The 15,768-nt window shown below is 67.7% G+C and carries 8 protein-coding genes; 2 read left to right on the top strand and 6 right to left on the bottom strand.

What is annotated here, in order from left to right; all coding sequences use genetic code 11:
- Nucleotides 1-27: 27 nt before the first annotated feature.
- Both G4Q83_RS00785 and G4Q83_RS00790 read right to left on the bottom strand, forming a co-directional pair.
- Nucleotides 28-6,168 carry a YDG domain-containing protein gene (locus tag G4Q83_RS00785; protein WP_185817312.1) on the bottom strand — a complete coding sequence of 2,047 codons (6,141 nt, stop codon included), beginning with the start codon at nt 6,166-6,168 and terminating at the stop codon, nt 28-30.
- A gap of 59 nt (nt 6,169-6,227) precedes the next feature.
- The gene (locus G4Q83_RS00790; protein WP_158255048.1) at nt 6,228-8,120 is read right to left on the bottom strand and encodes a ShlB/FhaC/HecB family hemolysin secretion/activation protein; all 1,893 of its coding nucleotides are present in this window, start codon (nt 8,118-8,120) and stop codon (nt 6,228-6,230) included.
- 46 nt (nt 8,121-8,166) lie between these two features.
- On the opposite strand from G4Q83_RS00790, the gene G4Q83_RS00795 reads away from it, so the two are divergent.
- Both G4Q83_RS00795 and G4Q83_RS00800 read left to right on the top strand, forming a co-directional pair.
- Nucleotides 8,167-8,778 carry a response regulator gene (locus G4Q83_RS00795; RefSeq protein ID WP_221893108.1) on the top strand — a complete coding sequence of 204 codons (612 nt, stop codon included), beginning with the start codon at nt 8,167-8,169 and terminating at the stop codon, nt 8,776-8,778.
- Entirely contained in the window at nt 8,775-10,613 is a 1,839-nt protein-coding gene (locus G4Q83_RS00800; protein WP_211288327.1) for an ATP-binding response regulator, read from the top strand. The genes G4Q83_RS00795 and G4Q83_RS00800 overlap by 4 nt, the downstream gene beginning before the upstream one ends.
- Before the next feature lie 71 nt (nt 10,614-10,684).
- On the opposite strand, the gene G4Q83_RS00805 is transcribed toward G4Q83_RS00800, so the two are convergent.
- The 4 genes from G4Q83_RS00805 to G4Q83_RS00820 all read right to left on the bottom strand — a co-directional run bounded on the left by G4Q83_RS00805 (nt 10,685) and on the right by G4Q83_RS00820 (nt 15,555).
- Nucleotides 10,685-10,945 (bottom strand): hypothetical protein, encoded by a 261-nt coding sequence (locus G4Q83_RS00805; RefSeq protein ID WP_128421038.1) that lies wholly within the window; start codon nt 10,943-10,945, stop codon nt 10,685-10,687.
- 20 nt (nt 10,946-10,965) lie between these two features.
- Nucleotides 10,966-12,969: a M2 family metallopeptidase gene (locus G4Q83_RS00810; RefSeq protein ID WP_128421039.1), complete on the bottom strand. Its 2,004-nt coding sequence runs from the start codon at nt 12,967-12,969 to the stop codon at nt 10,966-10,968.
- A 148-nt stretch (nt 12,970-13,117) separates the two neighbouring features.
- Complete coding sequence (locus G4Q83_RS00815; protein ID WP_128421040.1) at nt 13,118-14,776, bottom strand: phosphoethanolamine transferase; 1,659 nt, start codon at nt 14,774-14,776, stop codon at nt 13,118-13,120.
- The gene (locus G4Q83_RS00820) at nt 14,773-15,555 is read right to left on the bottom strand and encodes a phosphatase PAP2 family protein (protein ID WP_128421041.1); all 783 of its coding nucleotides are present in this window, start codon (nt 15,553-15,555) and stop codon (nt 14,773-14,775) included. The genes G4Q83_RS00815 and G4Q83_RS00820 overlap by 4 nt, the downstream gene beginning before the upstream one ends.
- Nucleotides 15,556-15,768 lie beyond the last annotated feature (213 nt).

Genomic DNA, 15,768 nt, shown 5'->3' on the forward strand with positions numbered 1-15,768 from the left:
TGCCGGCGCACGTAAGATTCGCTGCCATCACTCCTCCAAGCGGATGTAGTCATGCGCCACCACCAACGGCAGATTGATTGCTGGCTGCGGTGACGCGGCATTGTTCAAACCAGCGCCGAGCCGCGCCAAACCTTCGCGCGCCTGGATATCCTGACGCAGCGGCCGCTCGATGTCCCCCGCCGCCGGTATACCAGCCGTCGCCGGTGCGATCATCAGCAGGCGCCCATCCACGTAGTCCAGCCGATAATTGGCGGCCTCCAAGCCCGACGCGACGATGCTGTATTCCCCGGGCACCACGGCACCTTGGGCCGAGCCGCCGTAGCGCAGCTGGCCGCCGAGCACGGACTCGTTCTCGCCGTTGACAAACCCCGAAAATCGCACGCCGTTGCCCCCTGCATAGGGCTGGCCATCGGCGATCCTCCGGTCGTCGTCGGTGGTGACCGCAAGCCTTGCCCGTTCGATATTCGCAGTGAGGCCGGCGGTGTCGACCAGGGTGTAGTTGCTGGCCCGGCCGCTGCCATCGGCCAGGGTGTATTGGGCGGTGGCACTGCGCGTGCCGGCATCGGCACGGTCGAACGTGCCAGTAGCGCTCACGCCCAGCGTCTCGTTGCCGACCAGTCCGGCCACGGTGCCGGCCTGGATGCTGGCGGCGGTGGTGCCGTCGTAGGTCTTGCCGTCGGCACGGCTGCCAGTGATGCTCAGCGCCTTGCGGGCGATGGTGGCGGTGAGGCCGGTGGTGTCGGCCAGGGTGTAGTTGCTGGCCAAGCCGCTGCCATCGGCCAGGGTGTACTGGGCAGTGGCCGTGCGGGTGCCGGCATTGGCAGTGTCGAAGGTGCCGCTGGCGCTCACGCCCAGCGTCTCATTGCCGACCAGTCCGGCCACGGTGCCGGCCTGGATGCTGGCGGCGGTGGTGCCGTCGTAGGTCTTGCCGGTGGCGCGGCTGCCAGTGATGCTCAGCGCCTTGCGGGCGATGGTGGCGGTGAGGCCGGTGGTGTCGCCCAGGGTGTAGTTGCTGGCCCGGCCGGTCCCGTCACTGAGGGCGTAGCTCGCCGTGGCAGTGCGGGTGCCGGCATTGGCATTGTCGAAGGTGCCGCTGGCGCTTACACCTAGCGTCTCATTGCCGACCAGTCCGGCCACGGTGCCGGCCTGGATGCTGGCGGTGGTGCTGCCGTCGTAGGTCTTGCCGGTGGCGCGGCTACCGCTGATGCTCAGCGCCTTGCGGGCGATGGTGGCGGTGAGGCCGGCGGTGTCGGCCAGGGTGTAGTTGCTGGCCCGGCCGCTGCCATCGGCCAGGGTGTATTGGGCGGTGGCCGTGCGACTGCCGGCATCGGCAGTGTCGAAGGTGCCGCTGGCGCTCACGCCCAGCGTCTCATTGCCGACCAGTCCGGCCACGGTGCCGGCCTGGATGCTGGCGGCGGTGCTGCCGTCGTAGGTCTTGCCGGTGGCGCGGCTGCCAGTGATGCTCAAGGCCTTGCGGGCGATGGTGGCGGTGAGGCCGGCGGTGTCGGCCAGGGTGTAGTTGCTGGCCAAGCCGCTGCCATCGGCCAGGGTGTATTGGGCAGTGGCCGTGCGACTGCCGGCATTGGCAGTGTCGAAGGTGCCGCTGGCGCTCACGCCCAGCGTCTCATTGCCGACCAGTCCGGCCACGGTGCCGGCCTGGATGCTGGCGGCGGTGGTGCCGTCGTAGGTCTTGCCGTCGGCACGGCTGCCAGTGATGCTCAGCGCCTTGCGGGCGATGGTGGCGGTGAGGCCGGTGGTGTCGGCCAGGGTGTAGTTGCTGGCCAAGCCGCTGCCATCGGCCAGGGTGTACTGGGCAGTGGCCGTGCGGGTGCCGGCATTGGCAGTGTCGAAGGTGCCGCTGGCGCTCACGCCCAGCGTCTCATTGCCGACCAGTCCGGCCACGGTGCCGGCCTGGATGCTGGCGGCGGTGCTGCCGTCGTAGGTCTTGCCGGTGGCGCGGCTACCGCTGATGCTCAGCGCCTTGCGGGCGATGGTGGCGGTGAGGCCGGCGGTGTCGGCCAGGGTGTAGTTGCTGGCCCGGCCGCTGCCATCGGCCAGAGTGTATTGGGCGGTGGCCGTGCGACTGCCGGCATCGGCAGTGTCGAACGTGCCGCTGGCGCTCACGCCCAGCGTCTCATTGCCGACCAGTCCGGCCACGGTGCCGGCCTGGATGCTGGCGGCGGTGCTGCCGTCGTAGGTCTTGCCGGTGGCGCGGCTGCCAGTGATGCTCAAGGCCTTGCGGGCGATGGTGGCGGTGAGGCCGGCGGTGTCGGCCAGGGTGTAGTTGCTGGCCAAGCCGCTGCCATCGGCCAGGGTGTATTGGGCAGTGGCCGTGCGACTGCCGGCATTGGCAGTGTCGAAGGTGCCGCTGGCGCTCACGCCCAGCGTCTCGTTGCCGACCAGTCCGGCCACGGTGCCGCCCTGGATGCTGGCGGTGGTGGTGCCGTCGTAGGTCTTGCCGGTGGCGCGGCTGCCAGTGATGCTCAGCGCCTTGCGGGCGATGGTGGCGGTGAGGCCGGTGGTGTCGCCCAGGGTGTAGTTGCTGGCCCGGCCGGTCCCGTCACTGAGGGCGTAGCTCGCCGTGGCAGTGCGGGTGCCGGCATTGGCATTGTCGAAGGTGCCGCTGGCGCTTACACCTAGCGTCTCATTGCCGACCAGTCCGGCCACGGTGCCGGCCTGGATGCTGGCGGCGGTGCTGCCGTCGTAGGTCTTGCCGTTGGCGCGGCTGCCACCGATGCTCAGCGCCTTGCGGGCGATGGTGGCGGTGAGGCCGGCGGTGTCGGCCAGGGTGTAGTTGCTGGCCCGGCCGCTGCCATCGGCCAGGGTGTATTGGGCGGTGGCCGTGCGACTGCCGGCATCGGCAGTGTCGAACGTGCCGCTGGCGCTCACGCCCAGCGTCTCATTGCCGACCAGTCCGGCCACGGTGCCGGCCTGGATGCTGGCGGCGGTGCTGCCGTCGTAGGTCTTGCCGTTGGCGCGGCTGCCGCTGATGCTCAGTGCCTTGCGGGCGATGGTGGCAGTGAGACCCGTAGGCAACACGAGGGTGTAGTTGCCCGCATCGGTACCAGTGAGCGTAAAGCCGCTGACGACGACCGCTTTGCCGGTACCGGCATTCTTGTCGGCGAAGCTGCCGGTACCGGTGCCACTCACTTGGACTTGGTCGCTGCCGAAAGCAGCGACGCTGGCTGTGCCGTTCACGTTGGCGGCGGCGGTGCCGTCGTAGGTCTTGTTAGCGGCAGTGACACCGCTCAACGCCAGATTCGCTTTGGCGATGTCGGCAGTGAGACCCGTAGGCAACACGAGGGTGTAGTTGCCCGCATCGGTACCAGTGAGCGTAAAGCCGCTGACGACGACCGCTTTGCCGGTGCCGACATTCTTGTCGGCGAAGCTGCCGGTACCGGTGCCACTCACCTGGACCTGGTCGCTGCCGAAGGCAGTGACAATGGCCGCACCGCTCAAGTTAGCTGAAGTCCTACCGTCGTAGGTCTTGTTGGTGGCGGTGATGCCGCTCACCGTAAGGTCGGCCCGGTTGATGAGCAGCTCTGTCTGGCCGTAGCTGATATCGTAGCCCTGCTGGTTGGACCACAAGCCGGATAGGACAAGGCTACCGTCTGTGGCCGTATACATCCCCGCATTCTTCGAGCTGCTGCGGTAATTGAGCGTACCGCTCAACGTTGCACCGGCAATGCTCGTACCGTAGGTGCCGAGTACGCCGCCTGCGATTCGGCCGTCGTAGGTCAACGTGTCCACCAGGCCGGCGGTCACCGTAATGGGGCGAAGAAGATTGCTGAGTAGCGGCGTGCTGTGGCCTTCGTAAATGCGCCAGATTGCACCACGGTTTCCCCCGCTGTTGATGCTCCAGGAGGAAAAGGTCGCCGCGCTCATCAGCTCCGCCAGGCTTTTTCCTGTTGCGCCACCATAGGCACCGCTGGCATTGATGGTGGTTCCATCGCTGCGGGTGGTGGCGTAGAACGTATTGGAGGTCGGAGAGGAATTCTTTCCAACCGATCCGCCTGCGTCGGTGCCTGTCGCTGCGCCCAGGGAATATGCGTTGGAGACCGTTCCGCCGTTGATGCCGATCAGTCCTCCAATGGAGTAGCCCTTGGAGTCGTTTGCCCCACTCACATTGCCCAGGCTGTAGGAGTTGCTGATCGTGCCGCGGTTACTGCCCGCTAGTCCACCCAGTACGGCCTTTCCATTCACTGTTCCCTGCGCGTAGGAATTGCTGATCGTCCCTTCGTTGTTGCCCACCAAGCCCCCGCCTGAGTTATTGGCACTCACATCAAGGGTGCTGAATGAGTTGTGTATTCTTCCCTTGTTTTCCCCTACCAGTCCGCCGCTATACAGATTCCCCGAAACAGACCCACCACCCGCCACGCCCAGGTCCCGGATATAGGCCGAGGCCGAGGTCGCCGCAAACAGCGCCGACCAGTTCGAGGCAAATCCCCCCCGAGAGATGGTCAGGTTCCTTATGACATTGCCGAGCCCGGCAAACGTGCCTTGGAACGGGACAGCGCCACCGCCAACCAACGAATGGCCGTAAGTCGTCCCGCCGCCATCCAAGGACGTAGCCAGCGCGAAATAGCCGGAAACCGAATTCACTGGACCAGTGTCCGACACGTTTCCATCGAGCGCATCCAGTTGAGCCAGGCTATGAATCAACGTGTATTGCTGTCCGTTGACGGCGAAGGATGCATTGGTTCCGCTGAGCGTGACCGGGGCGCGCACGTGATAGTCGCTACCGGCCGCCGCCGGTGCAGTGATATCGCCGCGGGTATCGCCGTAGTTGAGCTTGAGCCCTGCATTTTGTCCCGTCGCCGTAATTGCCGCATCGATATAGATGTTGCGCTGGGCTTCCAGCGTCAGTGTGGTGCCGCTGGACCAGGCGACATTGTCCCGGACGAAGATGTCGCCGTTCCCGTTTGGCTGGACGCCGCCGTTGTCGCTTTGCAAGACGACGTTGCCGTTGTCCAGGTTGCTGGACAGCGTGGCGCCGGTGATGTCGCCGCCGCTGGCCGCCACGATGAAATCGGCCGGATCGATCAGCCAGGTGCCGGTCTGCCCTTGAGCAGCACGGGTGGTGACATGAGCGCCCTCGGCGATCTTGACGTGGGTGCCGCTGGTCTCGATGAAGCCGCCGTTGCCGACGGTGGGTGCACGGGCGTCGAGCGTGCCGGCCACCTGGGTCGTGCCACCGTGATCCAGATCGGCCAGCAGCAGGATCTTGCCCTCGCGTTGGGCGACGGTCTGCGCCTGCAGGGTACCCGTGTTACTGACCACGGCGGCGGCCAGCGCATTGGCCCCCTGGGCGTTGAGCACGATCTGCCCGCCGTCGGCCTGGATGGCGCCGCCGTTGCGCACGGCCAGTTGCAGTGCCGAGGCCGCCACGGAGAGGTGCAGGTGGCCGTTGGCGCCGGCGGCGAAGCTGATTTCCTTGCCGGCGGCCAGGATGGCGTTGCCGCCGGCGGCGGTGAGGGTGCCTTCGTTGCGCACCGTGGCGCCGAGCAGCGCCACGGTGCCACCCGTGGCGTTGATGCGGCCTTGGTTGACGACCTCGCCGGTGCTCTTGTCGGTGAGGGTGAAGCGGTCTTTGCCGGCGAGGAAGTCCTGGTCGGTGAGGTTCAAGGTCGAGGCGACCAGGCCGCCGACGTTGACTTGTGCGCTCTGGCCGAACAGCACCCCGGCGCCGTTGACCAGATAGACCTGGCCGTTGGCGTCCATTTTGCCCAGGATCTCGGAGCGGCTGCCGCCGGTGACGCGGTTCAACGTCGCCGCATCGGCGCCGGGCTGGTTGAAGCGCACGGCCGCGTCCCGGCCCACGTCGAAGCGCTGCCAGTCGATGACGGCGCGCCGGGAACTCTGATTGACGGTGAGCTGGTTGCCGTGGACGGTGATCTGGGCCTGGCCGGCACCGACCTGCCCTCCACCGGGCAAGGCATTGGCATCGAGCGCGAAACTCAGCGACGGCCGCGCCAGCAGCCCCAGCCCGGCGAGGATGGCCAGGCGCCACGGGAGCCGCCGCGAGCCGCAAGCCACCCTGGCGACCGTGCCGCTGGAGGCGCCGGCCTTGCCCTGTCCCTTGGCCGTTTCAGGGGCGACGGCCCAGATGCCTTTGGCGCGGTTCCAAACCAATCGATAGGCGCGGTTGCTGCTCGCGTGCTGCCACATGATGCGGTGCTCCCCTGAAATGAAATGGTGCCGACGTGTCGGTGCGATGCGCTCGCGCCCTAAAATGCCTGGCTCAGCGTCAGCCAGACGCGCGGTCCCTGGCGACTGCCGTCCTGGTTGCGGTTGCGGTGTCCGCTTCCCGGGTTGTTGCCCAGTGGAGCGGCCAGCACGGCGTTGAAAGCGAAGCCGCGCCGATGGACCCAGGACAGCCCCAGTCCTGCGCTGTAGAGGGCGTAGCTGTTGCGACCGCTGTCGGCGGTATCCCAGCCTGCCCAGGTGGCGTGGTGCTGGCGGATCAGGCCGCCGTCGACGAAGGCGTAGCCGTCCAGGCCGGCGAGGCCGACCCAGGGCAGCAGGCTATGCAGTTCCAGTTGCGCCAGCAGGCCGCTGTCGCCGCTGGCCTCGTTGACCGGGTAGCCGCGCACGCCATAGGGACCGCCGAGGCCGAACTGCTGAGAGGAGTCCAGGTTGTCCAGGCCCAGTTGACCGGCCGCGCGCGCGCGCGCATAGAACGCTGGCGCCAGACGCTGGTCGCGGCGCAGGTCCAGCGCCAGATAGGTGAAGTGGCCATCGATCCCTGCGCCACGCGCATCTCTCGCACGGTCGCCGGGCAGGCGCAGATCGGCCTGACCTTGGGTGAGACCGAACAGAGCGCTGCTGACACCGCCGCCGCCCCAGTCATCACGCGCGTCGCCACGTAGCGCCAAGGTGGCGGTGTCGATGTTGCGGCGGCGCAGGGTCACGCCCAGGCTCGCGTCCTCCTGGCGCGTCCGGCCCAGGTCCAATCCCAGCCAGAGGTTGCGCTGGCTGCTGCGCAGCAAGGGGTAATCCAGTCCGGCGCGCAAGGTGCCCGTTCGCCCCTTGCTGTCGAGGTCGGCAAAGGACCCGCCCAGCCGATAATGCACCTGGCTGTAACCGAGGTGGGCGCGCAGGCCGTCGTGGCCGATCGGCTGACTGTAATCAAGGCCCTGGTAGTGGAGGCGTTCGGCCAGCAGCCCGGAAACCTGCAGACGGTCGCCATAGCCGTTGAGATTGTTCAGCGCCAGATTGCCGGAGGCTTGGACACGGCCGGTGAAGCGGTTGCCGTAGCTGCTGGCGCCGACCGACCCGCTGAGCCACGCCGTGTCCGCGACGGTCAGGGCCAAATCGCTGGTGCCCGGCTGTCGGCCGGCGCGCAGGGTGCCGTCGGCGCGCACCCCGGGGAGGTCGTTGGCCAGCAGCAGACCGCGCTCGAGTTCGTCCACGGAGTAAGGTCGACCGGCTTCCAGGCCGTGCCCGACGACCTTGGCGACATAGCCGGCGCGGGCGCGCGATGCACCGGGCTGCAGGTCGAGCTGGCCGAAGTGACCCTCGACGACACGGATGTGCAGCGTACCGGCGCTCACGTCCTGTTCGGGCAACTGCACCCGAACGAACCAGCCGCGCTTGCGGTAGTAGCCCACCAGGGTCTGGGCCGCGGCCTGCCACTCGCCCAGGGACACGGGCCGGTTCAGGTAGGGCTCGAACTGGCGGGCGAGTTCGGCGGCGGGAATCAGGCTGGCGCCGTCGATCTCCACCCGGCGGATGACCACCGCAGGACCGCTGCGGTCAAGCGGCTTCGCCGGTGTTGCAGGCGGGGGCGGCGGAATCACGTTGGGGGTGTGGATCTGCTGTTCGATCTGGCGCTGCAGGTCGCCGGCGGCGGGCGCCACCTGGGCCTGGGCCATGGAGGCCAGCGTCAAGCCGATCGACACGCCCAGCGCCGTGCAACGCGGTCGCTTCCAGGTTCCCACGATCGATTCCATCGTCATCACAGTCCACATCCCCAACGGCAGGCCGCTCCATCCCTTTTCTGTCGAGGTTCCGACGCGCCGCCGCCGCCCCTGCGCTCTTGAGCGCAAGGTGCGCAGCGCGCACTCGACAGATTCTGGGCGGCATACTAGGTGTCGACGACGCGCGCGAACATAGTCCATCCGGACTGGTATCTGCCGCTTGCCTCGCCGATCGCAGAGGTATTTGATGTTCCCGATGAAAACTCTCCTGCTCATCGACGATCACCGCCTGTTCCGCTCCGGCATCGCCATGGTGCTGGACGCGGGTCTGGACGCGGTGTCTATCCACGAGGCCGACTCACTCGAACAAGCCCTGCGCTTGAACGACATCGCGCCCCATCTGGTGTTGCTCGACATGCAGTTGCAAGGGCTCAGCGGGCTGGAAGGCATTTCCCTGCTGGCGGGCAAGTGGCCCGGCACCCGCATCGTGATGGTCTCGGCGTTCGACGTGCCCGACCGGGTCAGCCAGGCCGTCCAGCGCGGCGCGGTGGGCTTCATTTCCAAGACCGAACACCCGGAGCGGCTGGTGCAGGAGGTGGCGGCGTTGCTGGCCTGCGCCTCCTGCGCGCCCATCAAGGCGCCTGTCCCTCCTGGCCTGGAACGAGGCAAGCTCACGCCCCGCCAAACGGAAGTGCTCGACCTGCTCTGCCAGGGACTCTCCAACAAGATGATCGGAAGGCGGCTGGGGCTGTCCGAGCACACCGTGCGCGGGCACGTGCAGGCGACCCTGGCGGCACTGGGCGCATCGAGTCGGGCCGAAGCGGCCTTCACGGCGCGGCGGCTGGGCCTGATCCTGTGAGGGAAGGCCCTCGCCTCTACACCGAGCGTCTCAAGCTGGTCCTGGGCGGCATCGCCCAATCCCTGCCCATCGGTTTCCTGCTCGCCACCCTGCTGGTCGTCGTCTTTGTGATGACCAGCGGCCAGAGGTTCGCCGCCACCTCTGCCCAAGAGAATGAGGTGGTACAGGTGGTGGCCGCCACGGTCGATGCGCGCTGGTTGGGCGCGTGGTATCTGGCGGTCGTGCTCGGCCGGCTATGGGTCGTGATCTATGCCAAGCGGACCCTGCGCCGGGGAATCGACTCGGCGAACATGCGTTCCATCACCCGGCACATGGCCGCTGGCAAAGTGGCCGAAGGGCTCGCCTGGGGAAGCCTGGGCTGGATCGTGGTGCAGGAAGCCACTTCGCCGGCGGCCATGGCCATGCTGCTGGGCGTGATGGCGGCCATCAGCAGCAACGCCGTCTCGCTGCTGGCACCCATTCGTTCGCTTTACGTGGCGCTCATCCTGCCGATGCTGCTGCTGACGGGGTTACGCTTCTTGTCGATGGAAAGCCTCATCTATCAAGCGATGGGCGCCTGCTGTCTGCTCTATGTCGTTGGCCAGTACGGCCAGGCGCGCCTGATCGGTCGGGCGCTGAGCGAGTCCATCACGCTTCGCTTCGAGAATCTGGCCCTGATCGAGCGTCTGGAGGCGGAAAAGGAGGCCGCCAGTGTGGCCCGAGAGCGCGCCGAGCAGGCCAATCAGGCCAAGTCGCGCTTCCTGGCGGCCGCCAGCCACGATCTGCGGCAGCCGATTCACGCCTTGGGATTGTTCTTGGAGGCCTTGTCCAGCGGTCCAGCCGGCACCCAGCAGAAGTCCGTGCTCGATAACGCCAAGGCGGCCAGCCTGGCGTCCACGGAGATGCTCAACACCCTGCTCGACTTCTCGCGCATCGAGGCCGGCGTGATCCAGCCCAAACCGGTCCCCTGCCGCATCCAGCTCCTGCTGCACAAACTGGAACGCGAACTGGCTCCCCAGGCCGATGCCAAGGGCCTGGCCTACCGCACGCGCGACAGCGAGGCGACCGTCCTGACCGACCCGGCCATGCTCGAACTGATCCTGCGCAACCTGATCGCCAATGCCATTCGCTACACCGATCGAGGCGGTTTGCTCATCGGTTCTCGCACGCGCGGGTCGTGCCTCTCCATCGAAGTGTTCGATACCGGGATCGGCATCGCCGCGGACCAACAGGGCGAAGTGTTTCGGGAATTCCACCAATTGGGCAACCCGGAGCGCGATCGCCGCAAGGGGTTGGGGCTGGGATTGGCCATCGCCCAGGGCCTGGCGAAGTCCTTGAAGCATCCGCTCTCCCTGGTATCGAGGCTTGGCCGGGGTAGCGTCTTTCGGGTGGCGGTGCCGCTTGCGAGCGAGGTGCCTTCCGACCGCGTCGAACAGGGCAATTCGCCAAAAACCGCCACGCTCGACGGCCGCCGCCTGTTGGTGATCGACGATGACGAAACCGTGCGCCTGGCCATGCAGGAACTGTTGACCCGTTGGGGGTGTGAAAGCGTGGCGGTGGAAAGCCTCGACGAGGCCCTGCGGTGCGACATCGCCCGCCCGGACCTCATCGTTTGCGACTATCGTCTTCGCGAGCGCCAGACGGGCGACGAGGTCATCGGCCGATTGCGTGCGCATTATGCTCACCCCGTGCCCGCGCTGTTGGTCACAGGCGATACCGCCCCCGAGCGGCTGCGTGAGGCGATGACCAGTGGCGTTGCATTGCTGCACAAGCCGGTGGCTCCGGATCAACTTTGGATGGCCTTGAGTGGGCTTCTGTCGCGAGAGCACAAGGTCATGATTGAACCTGCCCCCTAGAAACGGACGTCATAAAGCACATGGTCGGGTGCGCAGCGCCAGCCTGGTGTTCTCCAGCAGCGTGCCCGCGGTCAAGCTGGTCTGGCGGCGGCGGGCTCGGCACGCGTCGCAGTGCGGCCCGGCGCGGCTGAAGCACGCACGACGGCGGCCCTCACCGACCGGGCGGCGACGACCTTGGGCCAGCGCCATCGGGACAGGGCACGGTAGCGCTCGACCTCGGCGCCGTCGCGTTCGATGAACTCGGCCACCGACAGGCCCGGCTGGAATTGCACGGCGTGGATGCGCATGACCTGCCGCCACGGCTGCTGATGATCATAGCCTGCGCCATTCAAGGCTCAGCTCCTGCGACGGATCACTGAGCGTGGGGGGTGATCAGGATGGGGGCTGGCTGTACCAGCCCCTGCGCCGCCTTGGGCGCGTCCCAGCCGCACATCCGGCCCTGGTTCTGCTGCTCGAGCCATGCCTGCATCGGCGCGAAGTACTCCAGCAGCGGGCCGGCATCGAGCCTGTCGTTGCCGGTCAATTCCTTCAGCGTGAGCTGCCACGGCTGGCTGCCGCCGCGCTGCAGCATCGACCAGAATTTCTGCCCGGCCTCCTTGTTGCCGTAGAAGGTGCATTCGTACAGCGGGCCTTTGTAACCCGCGGCGTCGCACAGGCCCTTGTAGAACTGGAACTGCAGGATGTGCGACAGGAAGTAGCGCGTGTACGGCGTGTTGCCGGGCACGTGGTACTTGGCGCCGGGGTCGAAGAAGTCCTCGCCGCGCGGCGTGGGCGGGGCCACGCCCTGGTACTTGGCCTTCAGTTCCCACCAGGCCTGGTTGTAGCGCTCCGGCGCGATCGAGCCGTCGAACACGCCCCAGCGCCAGCGGTCGAGCATCAGCCCGAACGGCAGGAACGACACCTTGGCCAGCGCCATGCGCATCTGCGCGTTGATCAGCGCCTCGCGGCTGCGTTGCGGCGCCTCGACCAGGCCGATCGAATGCAGGTACTGCGGCGTCATCGCCAGCACGATGGTGTCGCCGATCGCTTCGTGGAAGCCATCGTTGGCGCCGCCCTGGAACAGCGGCGGCAGCGGGTTGTAGGCAAGGTCGTAATAGATGTGCCCGAGCTCGTGGTGGATGGTGGTGAAGTCTTCCTCGTTCGGCTGGATGCACATCTTGGTGCGCACGTCGCCGGCCATGTCCATGTCCCAGGCGCTGGCGTGGCAGACCACGTTGCGGTCCAGCGGCTTGATGAACTGGCTGCGCGTCCAGTAGCTGTCGGGCAGCTTGGGCATCGCCAGCGAGGTGTAGAAATCCTGCGCGCGCTCGGTCATCTGCTTGGCGCTCTGCAACTGCGCGTCGCGCTGGGCCATGAACCGCGCCTGCGGCGAGGTGTCGCCGTTGCGCCGCGCCAGCGCCGCGCCGAGGTTGCTCTGGTACTGCTTCTCCAGCGTGTCGGTGATGTCCAGGCTGCCGGCGCCGGGGTAGGGCTGCAGCAGGTCCCACAGGTTGCTCCAGTCCTGCTGCCACATGTCGCCGAGCAGGTGCGCCGGCAGCAGGCCGCCGGCGACCTCGCCCTTGTCCTTGCCGTATTCGGCGTCGAGCTTGCCGCGGGTGTAGCAGTGCAGTTGCGCGTACAGCGGCTCGACCTGGGCCCACAGCCGGTCGGTCTCGGCGGCGATCTGCGCTGGCGGCATGTCGTAGCCGCTGCGCCACATCGCGCCGGTGTCGGCGTAGCCCATTTCGCGCGCGCCTTGGTTGACCAGTTCGACGAAGCGCTGGTAGTCCTTGCGCAGCGGCCGCGCGGCGCCGTGCCAGCCTTGCCACGCATCGAGCTGCTGGTCGTAGTCGCGGCTGCGGCGCAGCACGTCCTCCAGTTCGTCCAGTTGCCGGCAGCGGCGCGCCTCGCCTTCGCCGGTGCAATAGGCCGCCGCGCCGTAGGCGCCTTCCATCTTCGATGCGAGGGTGGCCAGTTCGGCCAGCCTGGCCGGATCGCGCGGCGCCGGCATCGCGGTCATCCGCTTCAGCAGCTGCAGCGCACGCGCGCTGTCGGCGGACATCGGCCTGCCCGCGTAGCGCTTGGCGTGTACGATCCAGCCGTTGAGCGTGGTCAGCCAGCGCTCGTTGGCCTTGGACGCCAGACGCTCCGAGTCGCCGTTGATGTAGGTGATCGACAGCCACTGCGCCGAGGTCAGTTCCGGCAGCAGCGCCCGATACTCCTCGTTGATGCGGGCGACGAACTGGTCGGCGCTCTCGCCGGCCGCCGCCGGCGCCGGCGCGGCGGTGGTTGCGGTGGTCGCTTCCTTGCGGCACGCGGACAGCGCAAGCACGCTCGCGCCGATGCACAGCGCGAGCAGCAGGTGGCGATGGTTCACGGCGGATCCTTCGAGGGTGAATGCGACGACGAAGGCTAGTGACCCGCCCCGTCCGCCGCAAGGGCCGACGGACCCGCGTCGGTGCGGCCAGGCGTGCCGCGTCCCGGCGCGCGCTCGATCCGTCCCCGGGTGCGATCGCCGGCGCCGCCTAGCCGGGGCATGGCGCGAACAGGTCGCGCGAGCGTTCGTAGATCCTGGTCCGGACCTGCATCAGCCCCAGCACCGACGGGAACAGGTTGTCCTGGTCGGCGTACTGCCGCGCGCGCGCGCGCACGCATGCCAGGTCCAGGCCGCGGCCGCTGGCGAAGCCGGGCGAGAACCACATCACCATCGGCACGTGGGTCTGCTCCTTCGGTGCGATCGCGTACGGCACGCCATGCAGGTACAGGCCCTTCTCGCCCAGCGATTCGCCGTGGTCGGACAGGTAGATCATCGCCGTGTCGTAGTCGGGCATCGCCTCCAGTGTGGACACCGTGCGCGCCAGCAGGTGGTCGGTGTACAGCAGCGAGTTGTCGTAGGCGTTGGCGATCAGTTCGCGGTCGCAGTTGCCCAGGTCGGCGGTGTCGCAGGTCGGGGTGAAGCGGCGGAAGCTGGCCGGATAGCGCTCGAAGTAGCTGGGGCCGTGGCTGCCGAGCTGGTGCAGCACCACCACGCGGTCGCCGGGCCTGGCGCGCACCTGCGCGGCCAGGCCGTCGAGCAGGATCTCGTCCATGCAGCGTCCGTCCTTGCACAGTTGCGGGTGCTTGGCGTTGTCCAGGCGCTGCAGCGCCAGGCCGTCGCACACGCCCTTGCAGCCGGACTGGTTGTCGCGCCACAGCGTGGCGATGCCGGCGTGCTCGAGCACGTGCAACAGCGACTGGTGCTTGCGGATGTTGCCCTCGTCGTAGTCGTGGCGGCCGAACGGCGAGAACATGCACGGCACCGAGACCTCGGTGCTGGTGCCGCACGAATGCATGTCGGGGAAGTTGATCACGCCCAGCTGTGCCAGCTGCGGCGTGGTCTGCCGGACGTAGCCGTTGAGGCCCCAGTTCTGCGCGCGCGCGGTTTCGCCCAGCACCACCACCAGCAACCGCGGCTTGCTGCCGGCCGCGCGCGGGGTGGCGATCGCGTCGTGCTCCAGCGGCAGCTTCGGCGCCTTGCGCGTGGGGCTGGCGGACTTGAGGTTCTGCTGTAGTGCGACCAGATAGTTGATCGGCGTGGCCAGGTAGCGGATCTCGCGGTGGTTGCGCATCATCGCCGACAGATCCTGGAACGACAGCATCGCGCCGACCCCGCACAGCGCCAGCATCGCCAGCAGGAAGCCGGCGCGGATCGCCAGCGCCCTGCCCGGCGTGCGCCGGACCAGCCGCACCCGCCACACCACCAGGATCGGCAGCACGGCGTAGAACAGCAGCGGCGCGATCAGCGCCGGCGTCATCAGTTCGCGCGATTCCTTGTGATCGGTCGCCAGCACGTTGCGCAGCATGTCCGCGTCCAGGTAGACGCTGTAGCTGTTCATGTAGTGCGCGGCGAACGCGGTGGTGATCAGCAGCACGGTCAGCAGCGGCTTGGCCACGCCGCGCCACAGCAGCAGGCCGAGCAGTAGCCCGTGCACCGACAGCAGCAGCAGGAACAGCGACAGCCCCAGCCGCAGGTCGCCGGCGTGGCCGGTCATCGCGCTGCGCCAGAACATGCCGTTGCAGGCCACGGCGAAGAACGCACTGGTCGCCAACGCCAGCGCTTCGCTGCTCAGCAGCGGGCGATAGGCCCACCAACGGGTCTTTTGCTGTTTGATCGTGGACGGGCGCGACAGAGAGGAGGCGCTCATGCGCGGGGTTCCTTGACGTTAGACGATGGCGGATGCACGAATTGGGCCAAGCCCGGCGGCGGCCACAGCAACGCCCGATACAGAGCGAGCGCCACGCCCCAGCAGACGGTCAGCGTCCACAGGTCGTGCGACAGGAAATGCGCGCCGCGCAGTTGCTGGCCGATACCGAACAGCAGCCCGGCGCAAAGCCCGACCGCGAGCGCCGGCCAGCGCCACGCCGGCTTCAGCGCCAGCGCGACGAAGTACAAGGCGACCCAGGCATAGCCGGCGCTGGAGTGGCCGGCGGGGAAACAGACGCCGCGCGGCATGTCGGTCGAGTGCGCCTCGAACAGCCCGACGAAGGCACGGCTGCCGCCATAGCGGCTCAGGTCCCAGGGGCAGTCCATGTGCGTGACCGCCTTCAGCAGCGACACCATGCCGGTCGCCAGGGCCACCGCCACGGCCAGGTAAAGCAGCGGCATCCGGAAGCGCTGGCCGCCGTTGCGCCGCCAGGCCCACACCGCCAGGCCGGTCGTCGCCACCCAGGCCACGGTGCTGAGCAGCTTGCCGTCGCGATGGATCAGGCCGCTGGTCAAGGCGGCGTTCTTCAGTGCCCAGCGGCCTCCCTCCCAGCGGTATAGCAGGTCGGCCAACCAGAAGTCCCCGCCCAGGCCCATCAGTACGGTACTGGCCAGCAGCGCCGCGGCCAGCGGCAGCAGGGCATGGGTCAGGTAGAAATCGCGATGTGCGTTGCGGTCGTATGCGATCTTGGCGGGGACGCCTAGGGATGGACTATGCATGCTCTGCGAACGCAGCCTGGGACGATTGAAGAACGCATAGGGTCGCTGCAGCGGTGTCGGAGAGTGGTCGGACAGCCACCATAGCGACAAGCACGCCTGCGTGGCAGCCGCTTTTTCCTGAAACCTGGACGCGCATCCCTTCGCTGCGCCGAGCCGTGGCGCGGAAGCGGGCGTGCCTGCCTGGTCTGCATGGATGCCAGGCTGGACTGTGCG

The sequence above is a fragment of the Xanthomonas theicola genome, assembly GCF_014236795.1.
In the GTDB taxonomy this organism is placed as follows: Bacteria; Pseudomonadota; Gammaproteobacteria; order Xanthomonadales; family Xanthomonadaceae; genus Xanthomonas_A; species Xanthomonas_A theicola.